General features: G+C 63.9%; 20 protein-coding genes. 13 read left to right on the top strand and 7 right to left on the bottom strand.

The window, feature by feature from the left end; translation table 11 throughout:
* Positions 1-17: 17 nt before the first annotated feature.
* Positions 18-1,610, top strand: coding sequence for a peptide chain release factor 3 (locus AC0L17_RS05575; RefSeq protein ID WP_473515087.1), 1,593 nt, complete (start codon positions 18-20; stop codon positions 1,608-1,610).
* Between the two features lie 173 nt (positions 1,611-1,783).
* Here AC0L17_RS05575 and AC0L17_RS05570 read toward each other — a convergent pair whose 3' ends face one another.
* A complete protein-coding gene (locus AC0L17_RS05570; protein ID WP_287174372.1) occupies positions 1,784-2,257 on the bottom strand; it encodes a VOC family protein in 474 nt (157 codons plus the stop codon).
* A gap of 297 nt (positions 2,258-2,554) precedes the next feature.
* On the opposite strand from AC0L17_RS05570, the gene ilvD reads away from it, so the two are divergent.
* From ilvD to AC0L17_RS05550, 4 genes are all read left to right on the top strand, one after another.
* The gene (ilvD, locus tag AC0L17_RS05565; protein ID WP_473515086.1) at positions 2,555-4,399 is read left to right on the top strand and encodes a dihydroxy-acid dehydratase; all 1,845 of its coding nucleotides are present in this window, start codon (positions 2,555-2,557) and stop codon (positions 4,397-4,399) included.
* 28 nt (positions 4,400-4,427) lie between these two features.
* Positions 4,428-5,738, top strand: a complete 1,311-nt coding sequence (locus AC0L17_RS05560; protein ID WP_473515085.1) for an amidohydrolase family protein — start codon at positions 4,428-4,430, stop codon at positions 5,736-5,738.
* A 46-nt stretch (positions 5,739-5,784) separates the two neighbouring features.
* Positions 5,785-6,039 carry a hypothetical protein gene (locus AC0L17_RS05555; protein WP_473515084.1) on the top strand — a complete coding sequence of 85 codons (255 nt, stop codon included), beginning with the start codon at positions 5,785-5,787 and terminating at the stop codon, positions 6,037-6,039.
* A 140-nt stretch (positions 6,040-6,179) separates the two neighbouring features.
* Positions 6,180-7,100 (top strand): DMT family transporter, encoded by a 921-nt coding sequence (locus tag AC0L17_RS05550; RefSeq protein ID WP_473515083.1) that lies wholly within the window; start codon positions 6,180-6,182, stop codon positions 7,098-7,100.
* Between the two features lie 19 nt (positions 7,101-7,119).
* On the opposite strand, the gene AC0L17_RS05545 is transcribed toward AC0L17_RS05550, so the two are convergent.
* Positions 7,120-8,022, bottom strand: a complete 903-nt coding sequence (locus AC0L17_RS05545) for a phosphotransferase (RefSeq protein ID WP_473515082.1) — start codon at positions 8,020-8,022, stop codon at positions 7,120-7,122.
* 159 nt (positions 8,023-8,181) lie between these two features.
* Here AC0L17_RS05545 and AC0L17_RS05540 point away from each other — a divergent pair, with 159 nt between their 5' ends.
* The gene (locus tag AC0L17_RS05540; protein WP_023802865.1) at positions 8,182-8,814 is read left to right on the top strand and encodes a class I SAM-dependent DNA methyltransferase; all 633 of its coding nucleotides are present in this window, start codon (positions 8,182-8,184) and stop codon (positions 8,812-8,814) included.
* A gap of 115 nt (positions 8,815-8,929) precedes the next feature.
* On the opposite strand, the gene AC0L17_RS05535 is transcribed toward AC0L17_RS05540, so the two are convergent.
* Together AC0L17_RS05535 and AC0L17_RS05530 are read right to left on the bottom strand one after the other, a co-directional pair.
* Positions 8,930-11,383, bottom strand: a complete 2,454-nt coding sequence (locus AC0L17_RS05535) for a GcvT family protein (protein WP_473515081.1) — start codon at positions 11,381-11,383, stop codon at positions 8,930-8,932.
* Entirely contained in the window at positions 11,380-12,264 is an 885-nt protein-coding gene (locus AC0L17_RS05530) for a phosphotransferase family protein (protein ID WP_128168301.1), read from the bottom strand. The genes AC0L17_RS05535 and AC0L17_RS05530 overlap by 4 nt, the downstream gene beginning before the upstream one ends.
* A gap of 425 nt (positions 12,265-12,689) precedes the next feature.
* Here AC0L17_RS05530 and AC0L17_RS05525 point away from each other — a divergent pair, with 425 nt between their 5' ends.
* The 7 genes from AC0L17_RS05525 to AC0L17_RS05495 all read left to right on the top strand — a co-directional run bounded on the left by AC0L17_RS05525 (position 12,690) and on the right by AC0L17_RS05495 (position 20,411).
* On the top strand, positions 12,690-13,463 hold the full coding sequence (locus tag AC0L17_RS05525) for a DeoR/GlpR family DNA-binding transcription regulator (RefSeq protein WP_091592890.1): 774 nt from the start codon (positions 12,690-12,692) through the stop codon (positions 13,461-13,463).
* Between the two features lie 76 nt (positions 13,464-13,539).
* Positions 13,540-14,466, top strand: a complete 927-nt coding sequence (locus tag AC0L17_RS05520) for a LysR family transcriptional regulator (protein ID WP_023802869.1) — start codon at positions 13,540-13,542, stop codon at positions 14,464-14,466.
* A gap of 125 nt (positions 14,467-14,591) precedes the next feature.
* Positions 14,592-15,743 carry an ABC transporter substrate-binding protein gene (locus tag AC0L17_RS05515; protein WP_473515080.1) on the top strand — a complete coding sequence of 384 codons (1,152 nt, stop codon included), beginning with the start codon at positions 14,592-14,594 and terminating at the stop codon, positions 15,741-15,743.
* 185 nt (positions 15,744-15,928) lie between these two features.
* Positions 15,929-16,927, top strand: coding sequence for an ABC transporter ATP-binding protein (locus tag AC0L17_RS05510; protein WP_473515079.1), 999 nt, complete (start codon positions 15,929-15,931; stop codon positions 16,925-16,927).
* A gap of 256 nt (positions 16,928-17,183) precedes the next feature.
* Complete coding sequence (locus tag AC0L17_RS05505; protein ID WP_287327952.1) at positions 17,184-18,149, top strand: ABC transporter permease; 966 nt, start codon at positions 17,184-17,186, stop codon at positions 18,147-18,149.
* The gene (locus AC0L17_RS05500; protein ID WP_473515078.1) at positions 18,139-18,954 is read left to right on the top strand and encodes an ABC transporter permease; all 816 of its coding nucleotides are present in this window, start codon (positions 18,139-18,141) and stop codon (positions 18,952-18,954) included. Before AC0L17_RS05505 ends, AC0L17_RS05500 begins: the two co-directional genes overlap by 11 nt.
* A gap of 29 nt (positions 18,955-18,983) precedes the next feature.
* Positions 18,984-20,411 carry a gamma-aminobutyraldehyde dehydrogenase gene (locus AC0L17_RS05495; protein ID WP_473515077.1) on the top strand — a complete coding sequence of 476 codons (1,428 nt, stop codon included), beginning with the start codon at positions 18,984-18,986 and terminating at the stop codon, positions 20,409-20,411.
* 69 nt (positions 20,412-20,480) lie between these two features.
* Here the strand turns inward: AC0L17_RS05495 and AC0L17_RS05490 are convergent, their stop codons facing one another.
* From AC0L17_RS05490 to fdhF, 3 genes are read right to left on the bottom strand one after another with little or no spacing between them, the layout of a single operon-like run.
* On the bottom strand, positions 20,481-20,822 hold the full coding sequence (locus AC0L17_RS05490; protein WP_128168295.1) for a formate dehydrogenase subunit delta: 342 nt from the start codon (positions 20,820-20,822) through the stop codon (positions 20,481-20,483).
* Positions 20,812-21,642 (bottom strand): formate dehydrogenase accessory sulfurtransferase FdhD, encoded by an 831-nt coding sequence (fdhD, locus tag AC0L17_RS05485; protein ID WP_473515076.1) that lies wholly within the window; start codon positions 21,640-21,642, stop codon positions 20,812-20,814. Before fdhD ends, AC0L17_RS05490 begins: the two co-directional genes overlap by 11 nt.
* Before the next feature lie 3 nt (positions 21,643-21,645).
* Positions 21,646-24,522, bottom strand: a complete 2,877-nt coding sequence (fdhF, locus tag AC0L17_RS05480) for a formate dehydrogenase subunit alpha (RefSeq protein WP_473515075.1) — start codon at positions 24,520-24,522, stop codon at positions 21,646-21,648.
* Positions 24,523-24,525 lie beyond the last annotated feature (3 nt).

Below are 24,525 nucleotides of genomic sequence, written 5' to 3'. Positions count from 1 at the left end.
ACATGGGATTCCATAAATTGGCTGAAGACATCACGAACGCGGTGGCGCGCCGCCGCACTTTCGCGATCATCGCGCATCCGGACGCCGGCAAGACGACGCTGACCGAAAAGCTGCTTTTGTTCGGCGGCGCCATCCAGCTTGCCGGCGAGGTCAAGGCCAAGAAGGATCGCATCCAGACCCGGTCGGACTGGATGAAGATCGAGCGCGAGCGCGGCATTTCGGTCGTCACCTCGGTGATGACCTTCGAGTATGAGGACAATGTCTTCAACCTGCTCGATACGCCCGGTCACGAGGATTTCGCCGACGATACCTATCGCACGCTGTCGGCGGTCGATGCGGCGGTCATGGTCATCGACGCCGCCAAGGGTATCGAGCCGCGCACGCTAAAACTGTTCGAGGTCTGCCGGCTTCGCGATATCCCGATCATCACCTTCGTCAACAAGATGGACCGCGAAAGCCGCGACCCGTTCGAGATCCTCGACGAGATCGAGCAGAAGCTGGCGCTGGACACCGCACCGATCACCTGGCCGATCGGCCGCGGCAAGACCTTTTCCGGCACCTATCATCTGGCGCTGAACGCCGTGCGAAAGGGCGACGCGGAGAAAGAACGCACGCCGGTCAACGGTCCCGATTCCAACCGCGTCGCCGGCCTGTTGCCGGAGAACGAGCGCGAGGCTTTCATCGAGGAGCTGGAGCTGGCGCGCGAAGCCTGCCGCCCGCTCGACATCGATGCGTTCCGCGAGGGCCATCTGACGCCGGTCTATTTCGGTTCGGCGCTGCGCAACTACGGCGTGCGCGATCTGATCGAGGCGCTTGGCGCCTACGGACCGCCGCCGCGCGCGCAGGAGGCCGACACCCGCAAGGTCGAGGCGACCGAGGATAGGATGACCTCCTTCGTCTTCAAGATCCAGGCCAACATGGATCCCAACCACCGCGACCGCATCGCCTTCGTCCGCGTCTGCTCGGGCAAGCTCGAGCGCGGCATGAAAGCCAAGCTGGTACGCACGGGAAAACCGATGAGCCTGTCGGCGCCGCAATTCTTCTTCGCCCGCACCCGCGTCACCGCCGACGAGGCCTTTGCCGGCGACGTCGTCGGCATCCCCAACCACGGCACGCTGCGCATCGGCGACACGCTGACCGAGGGCGAGGAGATCCTGTTCCGCGGCGTGCCGAATTTCGCGCCGGAAATCCTGCGCCGCGTCCGCCTCGGCGACGCGATGAAGGCCAAGAAGCTGAAGGAGGCGCTGCACCAGATGGCCGAGGAAGGCGTCGTGCAACTGTTCTCGCCAGAAGACGGCTCGCCGGCAATCGTCGGCGTCGTCGGTGCGCTGCAGCTCGACGTGCTGAAGGAGCGGCTAAATATCGAATACACGCTGCCGGTCGATTTCGAGATGTCGCGCTTTTCCGTCTGCCGCTGGATATCGGCCGACGACAAGGCCGAGGTGCATCGCTTCATCGAGGCGCATCGCGGCGACATCGCGCGCGACCTCGACAACGATCCGGTGTTCCTCGCCCAGCACGCCTTCTCGCTCAACTACGAGGCCGAGCGCTGGAAGGCGATCCGTTTTGCGGCGGTCAAGGATTACCAGGTCCGCGACAAGGCGGCCTGAGCACTCTTCACCTTCTCCCCTTGTGGGAGAAGGTGTCGCCGAAGGCGACGGATGAGGGGTGGCCCAGGGAACACCGACGTCTCATTCTGTCCAACACCCCTCAACCGTCTCGGCGCTGCGCGCCGATCCACCTTCTCCCACAAGGGGAGAAGGCAAGATCGGTCGTCTTCCGCTCACCCCCTGGCGGCCTCTTCGATCTTGGCGATGTCGATCTTGGTCATCTGCATCATCGCCTGCATGACACGGCCGGCCTTTGCGGTGTCGGGGTCCTGCAGCAGCCTCGGCAATTGCTCCGGCACGACCTGCCAGGAGACGCCGAATTTGTCCTTCAGCCAGCTGCACTGGCCGGGCTCGCCACCGCCCTCGATGAGCCTGTCCCAGAAATAGTCGACTTCCTCCTGCGTCTTGCAGTCGATGGACAGCGAGACTGCCTCGGTGAACTTGAATTGCGGCCCGCCGTTGAGCGCCTGGAACTGCACGCCGTCGAGCTCGAAATAGGTCACCAGCACCTTGCCCTCATTATCGCCGCTGCCCTTGGGCCAGCGCATCACGCTCAGCACCTTCGAGTTCTTGAAGATGGAGATGTAGTGGTTCATGGCCTCCTCGGCCTGGTCGTCGAACCACAGGCAGGGGGTGATCTTTTGCATTTTCTTGCTCCTCGGGCTGTTTTGGCTTGTTTTCATGCGTAGAACGGCCGGCTGGCGATTGATGCCGGTCGCCGCCGTCTGCCCAAGGACGCTCGAACAAAACACGATCCGACAGCACCTCCGACTTTTTTACGGCCTGGTCCGGCTGCCCGACTTTGGCTCGAGACCATCGCCGCTGGTTCCATTATCTGGCGCATCGCAAAACCGTGGCCAGACCAGACCGCGGCGTATATAACGCCGCTCAATTCCGGTTTTCCGCGCCTGTCCGGGCGCGACGCAGACAGCAAGGGACAGCCTATGCCCGCCTATCGCTCCCGCACAACCACCCATGGCCGCAACATGGCCGGCGCCCGCGGCCTGTGGCGCGCCACCGGCATGAAGGATTCCGACTTCGGCAAGCCGATCATCGCAGTGGTCAATTCCTTCACCCAGTTCGTTCCGGGCCACGTCCATCTCAAGGATCTCGGCCAGCTGGTCGCTCGCGAGATCGAGAAGGCCGGCGGCGTGGCGAAAGAGTTCAACACCATCGCTGTCGACGATGGCATCGCCATGGGTCATGACGGCATGCTCTATTCGCTGCCTTCGCGCGAGCTGATCGCCGACTCGGTCGAATATATGGTCAACGCCCACTGCGCCGACGCCATGGTCTGCATCTCGAATTGCGACAAGATCACGCCGGGCATGCTGATGGCGTCGCTGCGCCTCAACATCCCGACCGTCTTCGTCTCCGGCGGCCCGATGGAGGCCGGCAAGGTGGTGCTTGCCGGCAAGACGCAGGCGCTCGATCTGGTCGACGCCATGGTCGCGGCTGCCGACGACAAGATCTCCGACGACGACGTCAAGACCATCGAGCGCTCGGCCTGCCCGACCTGCGGCTCCTGCTCGGGCATGTTCACCGCCAATTCGATGAATTGCCTGACCGAGGCGCTCGGCCTTTCGCTGCCCGGCAACGGTTCGACGCTGGCGACGCACGCCGACCGCAGGCGGCTGTTCGTCGAGGCCGGCCACCTGATCGTCGATCTCGCGCAGCGCTACTACGAGCAGGACGACGACACCGCGCTGCCGCGCAGCATCGCCTCGAAGGGCGCCTTCGAGAACGCCATGACGCTCGACATCGCCATGGGCGGCTCGACCAACACCGTGCTGCACATCCTGGCTGCCGCGCATGAGGGCGAGATCGATTTCGGTCAGGACGAGATTGACGCGCTGTCACGCAAGGTGCCGGTGCTATGCAAGGTTGCCCCCGCCAAGGCGGATGTGCACATGGAAGACGTCCACCGCGCCGGCGGCATCATGGCGATCCTCGGCCAGCTCGATAACGCCGGACTGATCAACCGCGACCTGCCGACCGTGCACACCGCAAGCCTCGGCGAAGCGCTCGACCATTGGGATATCTCGCGCACGTCAAGCCAGAATGTCCGCGACTTCTTTCTGGCGGCCCCGGGCGGCGTGCCGACGCAGGTCGCCTTCAGCCAGGATCGCCGCTGGGACGAACTCGATCTCGACCGGGAGAAGGGTGTCATCCGCTCGGCCCAATATCCTTTTTCCAAGGATGGTGGCCTTGCCGTGCTGAAAGGCAACCTGGCGCTCGACGGCTGTATCGTGAAGACCGCGGGCGTCGATGAATCGATCCTGAAATTCACCGGCCCGGCCAGGGTGTTCGAAAGCCAGGACGCCAGCGTCAAGGCGATCCTGTCCAACGAGATCAAGGCCGGCGATGTCGTCGTCATCCGCTACGAAGGGCCGCGCGGCGGCCCCGGCATGCAGGAAATGCTCTATCCGACCAGCTATTTGAAGTCGAAGGGCCTCGGCAAGGCCTGCGCGCTGGTCACCGATGGCCGCTTCTCCGGCGGCACCTCCGGCCTGTCGATAGGCCATGCTTCTCCCGAGGCGGCGGAAGGCGGGCTGATCGGGCTGGTGCATGAGGGCGATACGATCGAGATCGATATCCCGAACCGCACCATCCGGCTTGCCGTCGACGATGCCGAACTGGCCGCCCGCCGCGCCGCGATGGAGGCCAAGGGAGCCGCCGCCTGGAAGCCCGAGGAAAAGCGCAAGCGCAAGGTGACAATGGCCTTGCGCGCCTACGCCTCGATGGCGACCAGTGCTGCAAAGGGTGCGGTAAGGTATGTGCCGGAATAGGTTCGCTTCTTCAAAGGGATGACGGTAGATGGATTTCGACCTTATCGTCCGCGGCGGCACGCTGCCCGACGGCAGGATCGCCGATATCGGCATCATCGGCGAGACGATCGCGGCCATCGAGCCGGAGCTGAACGCTGGCGCGGGCACGGCGATCGACGCCCATGGCAATCTGATCTCGCCGCCCTTCGTCGATCCGCATTTTCACATGGACGCCACGCTCTCGCTAGGCATCCCGCGCATCAACGTGTCGGGCACGCTGCTCGAAGGCATCTCGCTGTGGGGCGAACTGAAGCCGCTGTTGACGCACGAAGCGGTGCGCGACCGCGCGCTCGCCTATTGCGACTGGGCAGTGTCCATGGGCCTGCTCGCCATCCGCAGCCATGTCGATGTCTGCGATACCAGGCTGCTGGCGGTCGAAGCCCTGCTCGATGTGAAGAAGACCGTCGCGCCCTATATCGACCTGCAACTGGTCGCCTTCCCGCAGGATGGGTTTTATCGCTCGCCGACGGCGCGCGATAACACCATCCGCGCGCTCGACATGGGTGTCGACATCGTCGGCGGTATTCCGCATTTCGAGCGCACCGTGGCCGACGGCACGCGTTCGGTGACGGAACTGTGCGAAATCGCGGCAGAACGCGGCCTCATGGTCGACCTGCATTGCGACGAGACCGATGATCCGCTGTCGCGCCATATCGAACAACTGGCCTATGAGACGCAACGCCTCGGCCTGCAGGGCAGGGTCGCCGGCTCGCATCTTACGTCGATGCACTCGATGGACAATTACTATGTCTCGAAGCTGTTGCCGCTGATATCAGAGGCAGGCGTCTCGGCGATCCCCAATCCGCTGATCAACATCATGCTGCAGGGCCGCCACGACACATTCCCCAAACGCCGCGGCCTGACGCGGGTCAAGGAAATGCTTGCCCACGGTATCCGCGTCGGCTGGGGCCAGGATTGCGTGCTCGACCCCTGGTATTCGCTGGGCACCGCCGACATGCTCGACGTCGCCTTCATGGGCCTTCACGTCGCCCAGATGTCGAGCCCGGCCGACATGGCGCGCTGCTTCGACATGGTCACCAACGTCAATGCCGCCATCATGGGCCTCGACCACCTCGGCCTGTCGGTCGGCAAGCGCGCCAGCCTCGTCGTCCTCGATGCCGGCGATCCGGTCGAGGCCTTGCGCCTGCGTCCCGAGCGACTCTGTGTCATCGCCAGGGGCAAGGTGGTGGCCGAGCGGGCCAGGCAGGAAACACGTCTCTCGATCGCCGGACGGCCGGCAACAGTGAACCGCAGGCATCGCCCGTCTCAAAACTCCATCGATCAGATTGATAGGTCCTGACCGCAAGTCTACAATCAACCTCCAGTTTTATGCCGAGGAGGATGCCATGTGGCACAAGACGGCGATGGTGGTCGCGTTGGCGGCGACCTGTGCAGGCTGCATGACGGCCGAAGACCGTCGTGCCGCGGACGAGGCGAAATGCCGTTCCTACGGCTTCGTCAGGAAGAACGATGCCTTCGCCGAATGTCTGCAGCGCATCGATCTGGCGCGCCGCGCCGAGCTCAGAAGCGCGTCGGTCTTCGATCCCTGGGATCGGCCGGTGATCTATCGTCCGGTTATCATTCGGCCACGGCCAATGTAGGCCGTTGCGATCGTCCGTACAGGCCCAGCCGATTTCCGGTCCCTGGTCTGGCCGGCTTCCCGATTTCCGCTCGTCAAAACGGCCGCTTGCGTCTACGACGCTGCTCACCGGGCTTTCATGCGGGAGGAAGCGACATCGGCATGGCAGAGCCAACAGCCCAGAATTCGACGATCAGGAACGTGCTTTTGGCTGGCATTCTGCTAATGCTGGCCGGCGATTTCCTGTTTGCGTTGAATGATGCGATGGGTAAATGGCTGGTCGCCAGCTTTTCCGTCGGCCAGGTCGTGCTGATCCGTTCCATCGGCGCCTTTTTCGTGCTCGGTCCGATGATCGCGCGTCAAGGCGCGGCCAGGCTGTTCCGCATGGAGCGCCTGGAACTGCAGGTCTTGCGCGTCGTCATGACGACGCTTGACACGGCGCTGTTCTACGCCGCCGTCGTCTATCTGCCGCTCGCCGACGTCATGAGCTTCTATATGGCGGGGCCGATCTACGTGGCGGCGCTGTCCCACCTGCTGCTTGGCGAAAAGGTCGGCTGGCGCCGCTGGATGGCGATTCTGGTCGGGTTCTGCGGTGTGCTGATCATGCTCGAACCGTCCTCGGCCGCGTTTTCGCTGTCGTCGGCCTTCGCGCTGGCCGGAAGCATTTCATTCGCCTTCGCCATCATTCTCAACCGGCGGTTGCGTGGCACCAGCGACACCTCGCTCGTTACCTGGCAAACCATCGGCACGCTGCTGGTCGGCGGGTTTCTCACTATCGGCAACTGGCAGACGCCGTCCTCGCTCGATTTCGGCGCCATGCTTCTTCTTGGCATCGTCTCCTGCGGCGCGCATCTGATGATCACCAGGGCGCTGAAGCTGGCGCCGGCGTCGACGCTGGCGCCGCTGCATTACAGCCTGCTGCTGTGGGCCGTCATCTTCGGGCTGGCCTTCTTCGGCGACATGCCCGGCCCGCGCATCCTGATCGGCTCGGGCATCATCGTGCTGGCCGGCCTGTTCATCTTCCATCGCCAGAAAGTGGTCGACACGGTGCCGCCCGAAAACGTGCCGAAAGGCGTCAACTGATTCCAATTTTCTCTGGTCCTTAGCCCGCGCGCACTGCCGCCAGATGCCGTGAGAAGTCCGCCGTCTCCATCAGCGCCCTGCAGCGTGAAAAGCGACCGTCGGCATAGGCGCGGAAATCGTCGGCCGGATTGCTGTTGGCAAGCTGGATCAGTCCCCACAGCGTCCACAAGAGATCGCACATCGCCTTGTAGATGACGATGCGGCCGCGCTCCGCCGGCGTCGGCTCGCCACCGAAATAGGCGCCCATCATCTCGTCCTCCTGCGCCGTATCAAACTGGCCTTCGACGCTGAGGTCGCCGAGATCCCAGAGCGGGTCGTTCATGCCGGAATATTCCCAGTCGACGATCCACATCCTGTCGCCCGTATCGAGAAAATTTTCGCACAGCGGATCGCAGTGGCAGGCGACGAGAGGCAGGGGATGCGCGGCAAGCGCCGAGCGCACGGTTTCCGCCTCGATAACGACGTCGTGGTAACCGGCAGGCAGGGCGACGTCCTTGGTCGACAGCACCTTCAGGTAGTCGTCGATCATCGCAAACAGCTCGAAGCGGAAGGGAAACACCGCGCCGGATGTATGCAATCTGCGGAAGGCTTTGCCGGCACGCGCCGGACTGCCCGGCCGGGTCTTGAATTTATCCGGCGACATCGTCTCGGCGCCCGCGATGAAGCGCGTCACCATCACGCCTGACTCGCCGTCGACATGCAGCAGCTCGGGGCTGACGCCGGCCATCGCTGCCTCCCGCGCCGCCACCGCCTCGTTGGCCCGGTTGATATACTCCTGCGTGCCCTTGCCGGGAATCCGCAGGCAGGCATCTCCAGCCCTGAAGACGAGGTTGGTGAGGCCACCCAGCCGCTCCAGCGGTCCCTCGTAGCCGGCCAGCGCCGGAATGGCTGCAAGCGCCGCGCGTGCTTCCTCGTCCACCATCGCTTCTGCCCTCTTTTCGCGTCTATTTGTGGTGACGACGGTTCCACAAATTTCGCCGTTTGGCTATCATCGCTTGCATGCGGTTCACTCCAGCGCCGTGCGTTCCTGCAGGACGCGCTAACAACGCTGCGGCGCTTTGATTTTGCGGACGAGACTGTAATGGCGGACAGGAAAAACAAAGGCGCGCTCGCCGCGGCCTATGCAGCGAAGCGGCCAGAGGAGGTGGCGGCGCTCTACGACCGCTGGTCCGACACCTACGACGCCGACATGTCGGCGGCCGGTTATCGCCATCCGACCATCTGCCTTGCCCTGCTTGCCCGCCACCTGCCGCGCGGCGCGGCACCGCTCCTCGATGCCGGTGCCGGCACCGGGCTCATCGGCGAGTGGCTGAAGATCGCGGGCTATCCGCAGGTCGAGGCGCTCGACATTTCCGAAGGCATGCTGGCCCAGGCAGCGCGCAAGGGCGTCTATTCGGCGCTTCACTGCTTGGCGCTCGGCGGCCCGCTGCCCTTCGCGGATGATGCCTATGCCGGCATCATATCGGCCGGCGTCTTCACCTCGGGCCATGTCGGCGCTGAGGGGCTGGACGAACTGATCCGCATCTGCCGGCCGGGCGGGATAATCGTGCTGACGGTCAAGAACACCCTGTGGGACGCCGGCTTTTCCGCAGGGATAGCCGACCTCGAGGCGAAGGGCGTCGTCACGCGCGCCGAGGAGACATCGCCCTATGTCTCCATGCCGGGTGAGGCCGACACCGTGCCCAGCCGCGGTCTCGTTCTGCGCGTGAACTGACCATCCCCGCTCTTATGCATGTCGCGCAAAAGTGCGCAGCGGTTTTGCGATAACGACATGCATAGAAACAAGAACCTAAAGCGCCTCGCATGAATCCGTTCAGACGCGACGCGCTTTAGGCTCTGATCCTTTCTCCGGCCGGGTCGTAAAGCGGCTCGAGATGGATTTTTGCCGGCGTCCGCTGCATAGCCACCACCAGCTCGTAGTCGCCGCAGGTGAGGAAATCGTCGCTGACGCCGTCGGCGTTGCGCACATAGCCGTAGCCGATGTTCTTTCCGACCGTGTAGCCATAGCCGCCGCTGGTCAGGTAGCCGACCGGCTCGCTGTTGCGCAGGATCGTTTCGCGCCCGAGCAGCACGATCTCGCAATCGTCGACGGTGAAGCCGGCAAAGCGTTTTTTCAGAACCGCGCCGCCGATCTCTTCCAGCGCCCGCCGCCCGAGAAAATCTGTGTTCTTGCGAAGCTTCACCGCCCAGCCAAGGCCGGCCTCCTGCGGCGTGTCGTTGGGCGTGATGTCGGAGCCCCAGGCGCGGTAGCCTTTTTCCAGCCGCAGCGATTCCAGCGCCCTGTAGCCGACCGGGCGGATGCTGTGCTCCTCGCCCGCCGCCATCAGAGCGTCGAAGATTTCGCCCGTCGCCGCGATCGGCACATGCAGCTCCCAGCCGAGCTCGCCGACATAGGTGACGCGCAGCGCCCTAACTGTGGTGCCGGCGATGGAGATTTCTCGCACGTGTCCGAACGGGAAAGCGGTGTTCGACACGTCGGCATCGGTCACCGCAGCCAGCACGTCGCGGGCCCGCGGCCCCATCAGCGACAGCGTGCCGAAATCCTCGGTGACATCGGTGAGCGTCACGTCGAGCTCGTTGCCGACATGGTCGCCGATCCACGAGAAGTCATGCGTCCTAAAGCCGGTGCCGGTGACGACGTAGAATCGGTCTTCGCCGAGCCGCGCCACGGTCAGGTCGGCCTCGATGCCGCCGCGCGTGTTGAGAAGCTGCGTGTAGGTCAGCCGGCCGACCGGCTTGGCGACGTCGTTGGCGCAGATCCAGTCGAGCGCCTTCAGCGCATCCGCACCGGTCATTTCGTATTTGGCGAAGGACGACTGGTCGAAGATGCCGACGTTCTCGCGCACGTGCCGGTGCTCGTCGCCGACCGGCGAAAACCAGTTCTGCCGGCCCATCGAATAGATGTCCTTCGGCTCGACGCCTTCCGGCGCAAACCAGTTCGGCCGCTCCCAACCGAGCTTGGAGCCGAACACGGCGCGGTGCTTTTGCAGCCGTTCATAGAGTGGCGACACGATCCGTGGCCGGCCCGTGGCATACTCTTCATGCGGGAAGCCGATCGTATAGTGCTTGCCATAGGCTTCCAACGTGCGGTCGCGGACCCATTGCCGGTCGCGGTGCAGGTCGGAAAAGCGCCTGATATCGACCACCCACAGGTCGAGTGGCGCCTCGCCATCGACCACCCACTGCGCCAGCACCCAGCCGGCGCCGCCGCCCGCCGCGATGCCGAAGGCGTTGAAGCCGGCGCCGACGAACATGTTGGCGCATTCGGGCGCCACGCCGAGAATGAAATTGCCGTCCGGCGTGAAGCTCTCCGGCCCGTTGATCATCTGCTTGACGCCGGCGGTTTCGAGCGCCGGAACCCGCTTGATTGCCTGGTTCATATGCTGCTCGAAATGATCGTAGTCGTCGTCGAACAGCCGGAACTGCCAGTCGTCTGGGACATCGCCGCCGGGAAGATCGGTCGTCCAGGCTTGCGGGTTCGGCTCATAGCCGCCCATCACCAGCCCGCCGACCTCCTCCTTGAAATAAATGCGGCGATCGGGGTCGCGGATCGTCGGCGCATCGCTCGCCAACCCGTCTATTCTCTCGGTGACGATGTACTGGTGCTTCACCGGCTGCAGCGGCACGTTGATGCCGGCTAGCGCCCCCACCTGCCGCGCCCATTGCCCGGCACAGTTCACCACCTTGTCGCAGGCGATATCGCCCCTGTTGGTCTTTACCGCTGTGATGCGGCCATCCTGCATGTCGAAGCCGGTGACGCGGATATCCTCGAACAGCCTGGCGCCGTGCATGCGCGCGCCTTTGGCCAGCGACTGCGTGATGTCGGAAGGGTTTGCCTGGCCGTCGGTCGGCAGCCAGCTGGCGCCGACGAGATCGCCGGTTTCCAGCAGCGGCCACATTGCCTTGACTTCGGCTGGTGACAGCAACTGCATATCCATGCCGAAGCTTTTCGCCGTCGTCGCCAGCCTCTTGTACTCGATCCAGCGGTCGGGTTTGGTGGCGAGCCTGAGGCACCCGGTCATCTTCCAGCCGGTGGCCAGCCCGGTTTCGGCTTCCAGCCCCTTGTAGAGATCGACCGAATATTTGAGCACGCGGGTGATCGAGGCCGAAGACCGCAATTGACCGACCAGCCCCGCCGCATGCCATGTCGAGCCCGAAGTCAGTTTGCCCTGTTCCAGGAGCACGACATCGGCCTTGTGGTCACGCGCCAGATGATAAGCCGTCGAACAGCCGATTATGCCGCCGCCGATGACGACGATCTCGGCGTGGGCGGGCAAGGTCATGATATCTGTCCGTACTTTGTTCTGTAGTTTTCCAGCGCGGCATCGAGCCGCGTCAGGTTTTCGTCGGTATAGGCAACGTAGTCGATGCCGGGCGCGTCGAGATAAAGTTCGGAAACCATGCTCCACATCGCCTCGCGCAGCAGCGATGCGCATTGCATGGCCGCATGCGAGCGGCGGATCGCCTCGTCCGGCTCCTTCATGAAATAGGCGGTCAGGAAGGCGAAGGACTCCTCGTCGTTCATGGTGGCGTTCGAGGCGACGCCGGCGAGGTCGAACATCGCCGTGTTGAAGCCGGCATATTCGAAATCGATCAGCCACAGCCTGTGGCCGTCATCGAGAATATTAGCCGGCAGAAGGTCATTATGACCAAAGACGATCGGCAGCAATTTCTGCGCCCGTTCGAGCTCGTCTGCAAGCGTCAGCAGCCGCGGCAACTCGCTTCGCATGCGGCTGTCGGCTTCCTCCAGCGTGCGCGCATAGTCGCGGATGACATGGAAAACCCAGAACATGAAGCCGGCGCCGGAGACATGATTGGGCATCTCGCGATGGAAGCCGCGCATCAGGGCGGCGACGCGGTCGATATTGGCGCGGACGTCCTCGGCGACAAAAGTCTTGGCGCCGAGAAATTCCGTTACCAGGATGCCGGGCTCGGAATGGCGGACCGCAGGCGCGAAGCCGGCGGCGTGCGCCGCGCGCGCGGTCATCACCTCGCGCTCGCGAAAGACGTGATGGAAGGGAAAGTCCTGGCCAAAGCGCACGACATGCCGCCCGGCGGCGTCCTTGACCAGATAGTTGGCGTTGCTCAGGCCGCCCGGCAGCGGCGCGATCTCGACGCTGCCGGTCCAGCATGGCAGGGCGCGGATGCGGTCCTCGGTGGTCACAGGTGAATCCCTCGTTGCGCGGGGTTCAAGGCGTCGCGGGCGACGCAAAGAGGGCGGCCGGCAGGAGGGAGCAATGCGAAGTCCTCGTCGGTGCGGGATCCCGGGATCGGTATCCCGCACCGCACCGACGAGCCCCAGTGCCGGGTTCTTTGACTCCGGCATCCGCCCCCGCGGATTCAAAAAAGTCCTTTTCCCTTACGTCAGACGATTTCCCGGACGTTCGGGCAGGCGAATTTTGGTGCGGCTCTGCCATCGTTCTCCCGTGGCAGTTCCGAAGCCTGTCACAAGCCAGTGTCGCGCCATGTGATCCGGCTTGTCAACGACAACTTGTGGCTTTTTGCCCGAAATCACAAGGATTTCTTGTAAACTGTGGCCGATTTGCCTTAGAAGCGGTCAGTAGCGCAACAATCGATTGGGTGAGACCGATGCCCTCGAAGCGGCATGGCGAGATCCTGCGTCTCCTCCATGAGGAAGGCACCGTCACCATCGCCAGCCTGGCCGACCGGCTGGGCGTCTCGCTGGAGACCGTGCGCCGCGACGTCAAGCCGCTGACCAGTGACGGTTCGATCCTGAAGATGCATGGCGCCGTCGGCCTGCCGTCGATGGCCGGCGAGGCGCCGTTCGAGCGGCGTATGCGCGAGAATGCCGATGCCAAGCGCGCCATCGCCCGCATGGTTGCCGCCACCATCCGCGACGGCGAAGCGATCATGCTCGACACCGGCACCACGACCTCTTTCCTGGCCCGCGAACTGCTCGGTCACCGGCGGTTGACGGTGGTCACCAACTCCTCCGACATCGCCCGCACTCTGGCCACCGTCAACGGCAACAAGGTCTATATGGCCGGCGGCGAACTGCGCAGCGATTCGGGCGCTGCCTTCGGCGTCTCGGCCATTGCATTCGTCAGCCGCTTTTCCGTTAGCCACGCTGTGATCTCCACCGGCGCGGTCGATGCCGTCACCGGCGTGATGGACTATGATCTGGACGAGGCGGAATTCGCCCGCATGGTGCTGTCGCGCGGCCAGCGCTCGCTCGTCATCACCGACCACACCAAGTTCGGCCGCCAGGGTCTGGTCCAAGTCTGCGGCCTCGACGGTTTTTCCGAACTCGTCACCGATCGGCCGCCGCCGCACGCCATCGCCGCAGCCCTCGAGCAAGCGGGCGCGCGGCTCAGCATTGCCGGCAGCGAAAGCGGGATCTGACCTGGCCAGAGCAGTAATGCGGTGAGCCTGGGATCGGCGGCTTTTCTTCCTTGCCGTCCCGGTGTTTAGTCCGGCCATGGCTTTCACCATCCGCCAATTGCAGTTCTTCATCGCCGTCGCCGAGCAAGGCACAGTGTCTGGCGCCGCCCAAAACCTGTCCATCTCGCAATCGTCGGTCACCGAGGCGATCAAGGAGCTCGAAGGCGATCTCGGCGTCGAACTGTTCGAGCGCCATCCGCGCGGCCTCAACATCACCCACAAGGGCCACCAGTTCCTGCGCCACGCGACAAAGATCCTTGCCGATGTTTCCGATGCGCGCCGCGCCTTCTCCGGCGAGCAAGCGGCAGCTGGCGGCCGGCTGCAACTCGGCGTCACCTCGCTGGTCGCCGGCTATGTGCTGTCCGACCTTCTCGCCCGCTATCGCCGCGCCTATCCGGGCGTCGAGATCTCGGCCATCGAGGACAATGGCGACTACCTCGAACATCTGCTGGTCGGCGGCAAGCTCGACATCGCCGTCATGGTCACCTCGAACCTGCGCGACCGCACCGCCCTGCAATCGGAAATTCTCGAAGTCTCGCCCTACCGGCTATGGCTGCCGCTTGGCCATCCGCTGTCCAGCGCCGACATCATCGGCATCAGCGATATCGCGTCGGAGCCGCTGATCATGCTGACCGTCGACGAGATCGAAGAGAATACCGGAAAATTGCTGGCGGCGATTGCTGCCAAGCCGCATGTCGCCTTCCGCACCCGCTCGGTCGAAGCGGTGCGCAGCCTCGTCGCCACCGGCGCCGGCGTGGCGCTGCTGCCCGACCTCGTCTACCGGCCATGGTCGCTTGAAGGCGACCGCATCGAATCGCGCGATATTTCGGGCTCGTTGCCGGTTGTCCAAGTCGGCACGGTCTGGCGGCGCGGCTCCGGCCTGCCACAGGCCGCGCGCGACTTCATCGGGCTTGCCCAGTCGCAGCGCATGGTTCGTCAGCGGCCGGACAAGAACGGCCGCTGATCTATCGGAAAAACCGATATCGCCTTTCTGACAAATGAATTTGCGAAACCGGAAATTTCACAGCACCCTGACAATCAGGGACCAAGCCGCCGCGAGAGTGCGGCCCCTCAAATGGGAGATCGACGATGAATTCATTCCTGAAGTCATGCACTGCATTGACGGTCGCGCTGGCCTTCTCCGGCCAGGCGATCGCCCAGGTTAAGGAACTTGGCAAGGGCGAAGGCCAGGTCAACATTGTTGCCTGGCCCGGCTACATCGAACGCGGCGAAACCGACAAGAACTATGATTGGGTCACGTCTTTCGAGAAGAACACAGGCTGCAAGGTCAATATCAAGACCGCCAACACCTCCGATGAGATGGTCGCGCTGATGAACGAGGGCGGTTTTGACCTCGTTACCGCCTCGGGCGACGCTTCGCTGCGCCTTGTCGCCGGCAAGCGGGTCCAGCCGATCAACACCGATCTCATCCCGAGTTGGAACACGGTCGACGACCGGCTGAAGGATGCGCCGTGGTTCACGGTCGGCGGCGTCCACTATGGCGCCCCCTACCAGTGGGGGCCGAACGTGCTGATGTACAACACCGAGGTGTTCAAGGAAGCGCCGAAGAGCTGGAACGTCGTCTTCGAGGAGATGACCTTGCCCGACGGCAAGTCGAACAAGGGCCGCGTCCAGGCCTATGACGGGCCGATCCACATCGCCGATGCGGCCAACTATCTGATGTCCCACAAGCCGGAGCTCGGCATCAAGGATCCCTACGAGCTGACCGAAGATCAGTACAAGGCCGCCCTCGATCTGCTGCGCGTCCAGCGCACGCTGGTCGGACGCTACTGGCATGACGCCGCCATCCAGGTCGACGACTTCCAGAACGAAGGCGTCGTTGCCTCCGGTTCATGGCCTTATCAGGTCAACACGCTGGTTGCTGCCAAGAAGCCGGTCGCTTCGACCATCCCCCAGGAAGGCGTCACCGGCTGGGCCGACACGACCATGCTGGCAGCCGACGCAGCCCACCCGAACTGCGCCTATATGTGGATGGAGCACTCGCTGTCACCGAAAGTGCAGGGCGATGTCTCCGCCTGGTTCGGTTCGCTGCCGGTGGTGCCGGCTGCCTGCAAGGGCAACGAATTGCTCGGCGAGGAAGGCTGCAAGACCAACGGCTATGACAATTTCGAAAAGATCAAATTCTGGAAGACGCCGGTGTCGAAATGCGCCACCCAGGACCAGTGCGTGCCTTACTATCGCTGGGTGTCGGACTATATCGGCGTCATCGGCGGACGGTGAGTTCGTTTCGCATTGCTCGCAAGTTGGCGCTGCCCCTTACGCTCTCCCGTGAACAACGGGGAGAGGGGATCGCGAGCGTTGCGGCTAGCCCCTTCTCCCGTCTCTATACGGGGAGAAGGCCGGCAGGCGGATGAGGGGCAGCGCTGTCGTCTGAATTGACGAGCCTGGCAGATCAGGACAGCTCCATGACATCAGCCGTTTCCTTCCAAAAAGTCTCGCGCCATTTCGGCAGCGTGCGCGCCGTCGACATGGTCGATCTCGACATCGTGCCGGGCGAGTTCTTCGCCATGCTTGGACCTTCGGGTTCCGGCAAGACGACCTGCCTGCGCTTGATCGCCGGCTTTGAGCAGCCGACATCGGGCTCGATCTCCATCTTCGGCGAACGCGCCGAAGGCGTTCCGCCCTATCGCCGAAACGTCAACACCGTGTTTCAGGACTACGCGCTGTTCCCGCATCTGAACGTGCTCGAAAACGTCGCCTACGGGCTGATGGTCAAGGGTGTCGGCAAGCCCGAACGGCAGAAGGCAGCCGAGGAAGCATTGTCGCTGGTCCGGCTTCCCGGCTACGCCGCCCGCCGCCCGAGCCAGCTTTCCGGCGGACAGCGCCAGCGCGTCGCGCTCGCCCGCGCGCTGGTCAACCAGCCGAAGGTGCTTCTGCTCGACGAGCCGCTTGGCGCGCTCGACCTCAAGCTCCGCGAAAACATGCAGGAGGAGCTGAAGTCGCTGCAGAAGGCGCTCGGCATCACCTTCGTCTTCGTCACCCACGACCAGGGCGAGGCGCTGTCGATGGCCGACCGCGTTGCCGTCTTCAACGACGGCAAGATCATGCAGATCGGCACGCCGGAGGACATCTACCAGCGGCCGAGGACGCGCTTCGTCGCCGATTTCGTCGGCTCGTCCAATGTGCTGCCGCCGGATTTCGTTCAGCGCTATTCCGGCCAGCATCGCTGGGGCAGCCTGCGCCCTGAATCCATTCGCATCGGCCGGGCGGCGACGGGCGACGGCGTTGCCGCCCGTCTCGTCTCGACCAATTATCTCGGCGCCACGACCAGACTGGCGCTCGACGCCGACGGGTTGAGATTGCATGCCATTATGCCGGCCGGTGCCGCTTTGCCGAAAGAGGGCGAGGCGGTCGTGCTCACTTTTAACCGCGAGCATTTGCATCTGATGGACGAGCCGGGATGATGGCGCTGAGGAAAGTCTTGGCTGACAGGCCAAGTGGGGCGCTTCACGGCGCCCCCCTCTGTCCTGCCGGACATCTCCCCCACTTGGGGGGAGATCGGCAGCTTCGCCAGTGGCGCCTCTTCTGCAACGTTGGTGATTGGCGAAAGCAGTCGCGACAGCAAATCTCCCCCCTCGTGGGGGAGATGTCCGGCAGGACAGAGGGGGGCGCGAAGGATCGCGGCCTCTCATATATCCTCCGTCAAGACAGGGCGGCGTCATGACAATCGCCGCGCTCAACTCCACTCCCGCTCCCGCCATCCTGCCGGGAAGCGGCGGTGTGCGCGGCGCCCTGTCCGACCTGTTCTGGCGCAAGCCGAAGCTGCTGCTGCTGTTGATGCTGCTGCCGCCGGTTCTGTGGCTTGGCATCGTCTATGTCGGCTCGCTGTTCGCGCTGCTCTTGCAGAGTTTTTTCTCGATCGATGAATTCTCCGGCCTCATCAACCGGCAGTTCACGCTGAAGACCTATGGCGACCTGCTGCAGGCCGCCAATCTCGACATCATCCTGCGCACGGTGACGATGGCGGCCCTGGTCACGTTCGCCTCGGCGATCATCGCCTTTCCCATCGCCTTTTACGCGGCGCGCTATGCGCGCGGCCGCTGGAAGGCGCTGTTCTATCTCGGCATCATGCTGCCGCTGTGGTCGAGCTATCTGGTCAAGATCTACGCCTGGAAGCTCATTCTCGCCAAGGAAGGCATCCTCACCTGGCTGCTCGCCAAGCTGCATCTGCTATGGCTGCTCGACGGCTGGCTGTCGCTGCCGGTCGTCGGCGGCAACTCGCTGTCGGTGTCGTCCACCGGCACCTTCATCGTCTTCGTCTACGTCTGGCTGCCGTTCATGATCCTGCCGGTGCAGGCGGCGCTTGAGCGCGTGCCGGGCAATCTGGTCGAGGCCTCGTCCGATCTCGGCGCCTCGCCCGGCCAGACCTTCCGCAACGTGCTGTTCCCGCTGGCGCTGCCGGGTATCGTCGCCGGCTCGATCTTCACCTTCTCGCTGACGCTGGGCGACTACATCATCCCGCAGATCATCGGCACCTCGCGGCTGTTCATCGGCCAGGCCGTCTATTCGCAGCAGGGCACCGCCGGCAACATCCCGCTCGCAGCCGCCTTCACCGTGGTGCCGATCGTCATCATGGGCTTCTACCTCTGGGGCGCCAAGCGCATGGGGGCCTTCGATGCGCTCTGATGGCTCACCATCCGCCCCTCTCGGCCTGAAGGTCGCCGCCGCCTGCGGCCTGCTGTTCCTGCATCTGCCGATCTTCCTGATCTTCGTCTATGCCTTCACGACCGAGGAAAAGAGCTTCGCCTGGCCGCCGCCGGGGCTGACCATGCAATGGTTCGCCGTCACCTGGAACCGCCCGGACGTGTGGGAAGCGCTGTCGCTGTCGGTCCGTGTCGCCGCCATCTCGACACTCGTCGCCCTGATCCTCGGCACGCTCTGCGCGGCCGCCGTGTCGCGAACACGGTTCTTTGGCCGCGAAACCATCTCGCTGCTGGTCATCCTGCCGATCGCGCTGCCCGGTATCATCACCGGCATCGCGCTGCGTTCGGCCCTTTCGCTGGCCGAGATTCCGTTCTCGTTCTGGACAATCGTGCTCGGCCACGCCACCTTCTGTGTCGTCGTCGTCTACAACAACGCCGTCGCCCGCTTTCGCCGCACCTCCGGCTCGATGATCGAGGCGTCGATGGACCTCGGCGCCGACGGCTTCCAGACGTTTCGCCATGTCGTGCTGCCCAACATCGCCACCGCGCTGCTTGCCGGCGGCATGCTGGCTTTCGCTCTGTCGTTCGACGAGGTCATCGTCACCACCTTCACCGCCGGCCAGCAGCAGACGCTGCCGATCTGGATGCTGGAAGAACTGATCCGTCCGCGCCAGCGCCCGGTCACCAACGTCGTGGCCGTGGTCGTCGTGCTGGTGACGCTGCTGCCCATCCTCGTCGCCTATTACCTGACCCGCGACGGCGACCAGATCGCCGGTTCGGGCAAATGACGTCAAGAATCCATAAGGGAGAGACTGCCATGGACACAAAGATGCTGATCGGCTCGAAATTCGAGAAGGGCACCGAGACCGAGGAGCCGATCCTCAATCCGAAGACCGGGGCGACTATCCTCAACCTGCCTGAAGCCAGCCAGGCGCAGATCGAGGCGGCGGTGCTGGCGGCCGAAAAAGCCTTCGTCACCTGGTCGCGCACCACGCCCGCGCAGCGCTCCGGTTATCTCCTGAAGATCGCCGATCGCATCGAGGCCGCGGCACAAGATTTCGCCGCCCTCGAGGCGCTCAATTGCGGCAAGCCGATCAATGCCGTGCTCAACGACGAAATCCCGGCGATCGTCGACTGCTACCGCTTCTTTGCCGGCGCTGTCCGCTCGATGCCCGGCCAGGTCGCCGGTGAATACATTCCGGGCCACACTTCGATGGTTCGCCGCGATGCCATCGGCGTCGTCGCCTCGATCGCGCCGTGGAACTACCCACTGATGATGATGGCCTGGAAGCTGGCGCCGGCGATTGCCGGCGGCAACACGGTCGTCTTCAAGCCGTCCGAGCAGACGCCGCTGACAGCGCTGAAGCTGGCAAAAACCCTTGCCGAGATACTGCCCGAGGGCGTCGTCAACGTCGTGCTCGGCAGAGGCGACAGCGTCGGCAACACGCTGATCAACCACCCGAAAATCAACATGATCTCGATCACCGGCGATGTCGCCACCGGCAAGAAGGTGCTGCAGGCCGCCGCCAAATCGGTCAAGCGCACGCATCTCGAGCTAGGCGGCAAGGCTCCGGTCATCGTCTTCGACGACGCCGATCTCGGCGCGGTGGTCAATGGCCTGCGCGCCTTCGGCTATTACAATGCCGGCCAGGACTGCACCGCCGCCTGCCGCATCTATGCCGGCAAGAAGATCTACGACAAGCTCGTCGCCGATCTTTCCTCCGCCGTCTCGACCATCAAATACAACCGCCCCGACGACACCGAAAACGAGATCGGGCCGTTGATCTCACGCCGCCAGCGCGACCGCGTCTCGAGCTTCGTCGAGCGCGCCTCGGAGCTTAAGCACATCGAGATCACCACCGGCGGCAAGCCGGGCGAGGGCACCGGCTTCTTCTATCAGCCGACCGTCGTCGCCGGCGCGCTGCAGGAAGACGAGATCGTGCGCCGCGAGGTGTTCGGGCCGGTTGTCTCCGTCACCCGCTTTGCCGAGGTCGACGAGGCGGTGAACTGGGCCAATGACAGCGACTATGGCCTCGCGTCGTCGGTGTGGACCAAGGATGTCTCGCGCGCCATGGCGACGGCCGCCCGGCTGCAATATGGCTGCACCTGGATCAACACCCACTTCATGCTGACCAACGAGATGCCGCATGGCGGGCTGAAGCAGTCCGGCTACGGCAAGGACATGTCGCTCTATGCGCTGGAGGATTATACCGCCGTCCGCCATGTGATGGTTGCGCACGGGTAGCGCCTTTTTCTTCTCCCCGTTGACGGGGAGAAGGTGGCCCGAAGGGCCGGATGAGGGGCAGCACCGGGCCTACTTCTGCGAAGCGGCGATATTCGACTCACCGGCCCCAAGGCCCTTGCCGCCTGGAACGACGCCGCCGGCATCGGCGCCGAAGCCCGCTGCTTCCGGTGCGGCCGGCCGCTTGATCCTTGCCGAGGCGGCCACAACAAGCTCGTTGAAGCCTTCGCCACCATTGTCCAGCATCTCGAACAATTGCCGCCGCATCCTCGGTTCCCAGAATTTGTTGATGTGCTCGGCGACGCCGGCAATGCCTTCCTCGCGCGGCTTGGAGTGAAAAAAGGCGGCAATCTGGTTGGCCATGCGGACCAGCTTTTCGCTGGTGCTCATGATGTGGCCTTCGTCATGCGACATGCTTGGCAACTCCGGAAGCCACCCGCTCGGGGTGGGTGAAAATATCGAAATCATCGCCGCGCACCAAAGCCACCAGCGTCATGCCGGCGTCCCCGGCGGTACGGATGGCAAGTGCCGTCGGCGCCGAAACGGCGATGATGAACGCAGCGCCGATCGCCGCCGTCTTCTGCACCATCTCGACCGAAACGCGCGACGTCACGACGACGGCACCCAAGGTGCCATCGATGCTGGCTTTGGCGAGCGCCCCGGCGAGCTTGTCGAGCGCATTGTGGCGGCCGACATCCTCGCGCGCCATGACGATGCCCTTGCCTGGGATATAAAAACCGGCGGCATGGACCGCACCGGTCTCGGCATGAAGCGGCTGCGCTTTCGACAAAAGCCTGACCGAACGGACGATGTCGTCGGTGTCAAGTGTAAGTCTTGACGAACCAACCGCCTCGACCGAGCGCATCGCCTCCTCGATCGACTCGATGCCGCACAGCCCGCAGCCGACCGGGCCGGCCAGGCGTCGGCGCCGCGCCTCGAAGCGCCTATTGGCCTGGTCCTTCAGCCTGATCTGGATGTCGATGCCGGCGCCGTGATCCTCGACCTCGATCGCCTCGATTTCCCGGCCGTCGGCGATGATGCCTTCGGTCAGCGAGAAGCCGAGCGCGAAATCCTCGAAATCGGCCGGGCTTGCCATCATCACCGCGTGAGTGGTGCCGGCAAAGGAGAACGCCACCGGCGTCTCTTCCGGCACCATCCGGTTGGCGGCCGCACTGCCGCCGGCGCGGTGGGCGAGGCGGGAGATTTGTGTGGTCGCTTTGCGGCGCGCGCTCAAAGATTACTCCGCTGCTTCCAAGGTCGCGATGCGACGGCTGTTGCGGGCCTGCTCGTCATAGTCGAGCTGCCATTCCGACGGCCCGTTGGACGCGCCGACCTGCACCGCCGTCACCTTGTATTCCGGGCAGTTGGTCGCCCAGTCGGAGAAGTCGGTGGTGATCACGTTGGCCTGCGTGTCCGGATGGTGGAACGTCGTATAGACCACGCCAGGCGACACCTTGTCGGTGATCAGCGCGCGCAGCGTCGTCTCGCCGGAGCGGCTGGTCAGGCGGACCCAGTCGCCGTCGCGCAAACCGCGGTTTTCGGCGTCATGCGGGTGGATCTCGAGACGGTCCTCGCTGTGCCACATGACATTGTCGGTACGCCTGGTCTGCGCGCCGACATTGTACTGCGACAGGATGCGGCCGGTGGTCAGCAGCAGCGGGAAGCGCGGTCCCGTCCTCTCGTCGGTCGCCACATATTCGGTGCGGATGAACTTGCCCTTGCCGCGCACGAAGCCGCTGATATGCATGATCGGCGTGCCTTCCGGCGCCTGTTCGTTGCAAGGCCACTGCACCGAGCCCATCTTTTCCAGATAGTCGTAGGAGACCTTGGCGAAGCTCGGCGTCGTCCTGGCGATCTCATCCATGATTTCGGACGGATGCTGGTAATTCCAGGAAAGCCCCATCGCCTGCGCGAGCTTCTGCGTCACTTCCCAGTCGGCCAGCCCGTTCTTCGGCGCCATCACCTTGCGCACGCGGTTGATGCGGCGCTCGGCATTGGTGAAGGTGCCGTCCTTTTCGAGGAAGGTCGAGCCGGGCAGGAAGACATGCGCGTAGTTGGCGGTCTCGTTGAGGAAGAGATCGTGGACGACGACACATTCCATCGCCGCAAGGCCTGCGGCGACATGCTTGGTGTCGGGATCGGACTGCAAAATGTCCTCGCCCTGCACATAGAGGCCCTTGAACGAGCCGTCGACGGCGGCGTCCAGCATGTTGGGGATGCGCAGGCCGGGCTCGTCGTCGAGCTTGACCCCCCACAGGCTTTCATAAATGTCGCGCACCGCGTCGCCGGAGACGTGGCGATAGCCGGGCAGCTCATGCGGGAACGAGCCCATGTCGCAGGAGCCCTGGACATTGTTCTGGCCGCGCAGCGGGTTCACGCCGACGCCCGGCCGGCCGATATTGCCGGTCGCCATGGCAAGATTGGCGATGGCGATGACGGTGGTCGAGCCCTGGCTGTGCTCGGTCACGCCGAGGCCGTAGTAGATCGCGCCATTGCCGCCGGTGGCAAACAGCCGTGCGGCGCTGCGGATCTCTTCAGGATCGACATTGGCGAGCTGGCCGACCACCTCAGGGCTGTTTTCCGGCAGCGCCACGAACGACGCCCAATCCTGGAACTCGTCCCAGTCGCAGCGTTCGCGGATGAAGGCCTCGTCGAACAGGCCTTCGGTGACGATGACATGGGCAAGCGCGGTGACCACGGCGACATTGGTGCCCGGCTTCAGCGGCAGATGATGCTGCGCCTCGATATGAGCCGAGCGCACGATGTCGGTGCGGCGCGGGTCGAGCACGATCAGCTTGGCGCCCTTGCGCAACCGCTTCTTCATGCGCGAAGCAAACACCGGATGTGCGTCGGTCGGATTGGCGCCGATGATCATCACCACATCGGTCTGCTCGATCGAGTCGAAATCCTGGGTGCCGGCCGAAGTGCCGAAAGTCTGGCCAAGGCCATAGCCGGTCGGCGAATGGCAGACGCGGGCGCAGGTATCGACATTGTTGTTGCGGAAACCCTGGCGGATCAGCTTCTGCACCAGATAGGTTTCCTCATTCGTGCAGCGCGACGAGGTGATGCCGCCGATCGAGGTGCGGCCATACTGGTACTGGATGCGGCGGAACTCGTTGGCGGTGTGGGTCAGCGCTTCCTCCCACGACACCTCGCGCCATGGATCGGTGACCTTTTCGCGGATCATCGGATTGAGGATTCGCTCCTTGTGGGTCGAGTAGCCGTAGGCAAAACGGCCCTTGACGCAGCTATGGCCACGGTTCGCCTTGCCGTCCTTGTAGGGCACCATGCGCACCAGCTCGTCGCCGCGCATTTCGGCCTTGAACGAGCAGCCGACGCCGCAATAGGCGCAGGTGGTGACGACCGAATGCTCGGGTTGGCCGATCTTGATCACCGATTTCTCGGAAAGCGTCGCCGTCGGGCAGGCCTGCACACAGGCGCCGCAGGACACGCACTCGCTGTCGATGAAAAGCTGGTGCATGCCGGGCGACACACGGCTATCGAAGCCGCGGCCCTCGATGGTCAGCGCGAATGTGCCTTGCACCTCCTCGCAGGCGCGCACGCAGCGCGAGCAGACGATGCATTTCGATGGATCATAGGTGAAGTACGGGTTGGACTCATCCTTCGCCATCCATTTGAAGTTTTCTGCGCCATCGTTCTTCTTGAAGACGTGGTTGTCGCCCTCATAGCCGTAGCGCACGTCGCGCAGGCCGACGACGCCGGCCTGCGTCTGCAATTCGCAGTCGCCATTGGCCGCACAGGTCAGGCAGTCGAGCGGATGGTCGGAAATGTAGAGCTCCATCACGCCGCGGCGGATGTCCTTCAGCCGACCGGTCTGGGTGTGCACGACCATGCCCGGCGCCACCGGCGTCGTGCAGGAGGAGGGCGTGCCGTTGCGGCCGTCGATCTCGACCAGGCAGAGCCGGCAGGAGCCGAAGGCGTCGACCATGTCGGTGGCGCAGAGTTTTGGAATGGCGATGCCCGCCTCCATCGAGGCCCGCATGATCGAGGTGCCTTCCGGCACGGTGACGGTGAAGCCGTCCACCGTCAGCGTCACTTGCTTCTCGGATGTCGAGGCCGGCGTGCCGTAGTCGATTTCCTGAACGAGACCCATCGC

Source organism: Mesorhizobium sp. WSM4829 (assembly GCF_055811475.1).
This window is presented reverse-complemented; position numbering and strand designations above follow the sequence as displayed.

Coding starts and splice junctions, on each gene's coding strand:
- AC0L17_RS05570 (WP_287174372.1), bottom strand. CDS start 2,257: ATGCAAAAGATCACCCCCTGCCTGTGGTTCGACGACCAGGCCGAGGAG.
- ilvD (WP_473515086.1), top strand. CDS start 2,555: ATGCCCGCCTATCGCTCCCGCACAACCACCCATGGCCGCAACATGGCC.
- AC0L17_RS05560 (WP_473515085.1), top strand. CDS start 4,428: ATGGATTTCGACCTTATCGTCCGCGGCGGCACGCTGCCCGACGGCAGG.
- AC0L17_RS05555 (WP_473515084.1), top strand. CDS start 5,785: ATGTGGCACAAGACGGCGATGGTGGTCGCGTTGGCGGCGACCTGTGCA.
- AC0L17_RS05550 (WP_473515083.1), top strand. CDS start 6,180: ATGGCAGAGCCAACAGCCCAGAATTCGACGATCAGGAACGTGCTTTTG.
- AC0L17_RS05545 (WP_473515082.1), bottom strand. CDS start 8,022: ATGGTGGACGAGGAAGCACGCGCGGCGCTTGCAGCCATTCCGGCGCTG.
- AC0L17_RS05540 (WP_023802865.1), top strand. CDS start 8,182: ATGGCGGACAGGAAAAACAAAGGCGCGCTCGCCGCGGCCTATGCAGCG.
- AC0L17_RS05535 (WP_473515081.1), bottom strand. CDS start 11,383: ATGACCTTGCCCGCCCACGCCGAGATCGTCGTCATCGGCGGCGGCATA.
- AC0L17_RS05525 (WP_091592890.1), top strand. CDS start 12,690: ATGCCCTCGAAGCGGCATGGCGAGATCCTGCGTCTCCTCCATGAGGAA.
- AC0L17_RS05520 (WP_023802869.1), top strand. CDS start 13,540: ATGGCTTTCACCATCCGCCAATTGCAGTTCTTCATCGCCGTCGCCGAG.
- AC0L17_RS05515 (WP_473515080.1), top strand. CDS start 14,592: ATGAATTCATTCCTGAAGTCATGCACTGCATTGACGGTCGCGCTGGCC.
- AC0L17_RS05510 (WP_473515079.1), top strand. CDS start 15,929: ATGACATCAGCCGTTTCCTTCCAAAAAGTCTCGCGCCATTTCGGCAGC.
- AC0L17_RS05505 (WP_287327952.1), top strand. CDS start 17,184: ATGACAATCGCCGCGCTCAACTCCACTCCCGCTCCCGCCATCCTGCCG.
- AC0L17_RS05500 (WP_473515078.1), top strand. CDS start 18,139: ATGCGCTCTGATGGCTCACCATCCGCCCCTCTCGGCCTGAAGGTCGCC.
- AC0L17_RS05495 (WP_473515077.1), top strand. CDS start 18,984: ATGGACACAAAGATGCTGATCGGCTCGAAATTCGAGAAGGGCACCGAG.
- AC0L17_RS05490 (WP_128168295.1), bottom strand. CDS start 20,822: ATGTCGCATGACGAAGGCCACATCATGAGCACCAGCGAAAAGCTGGTC.
- fdhF (WP_473515075.1), bottom strand. CDS start 24,522: ATGGGTCTCGTTCAGGAAATCGACTACGGCACGCCGGCCTCGACATCC.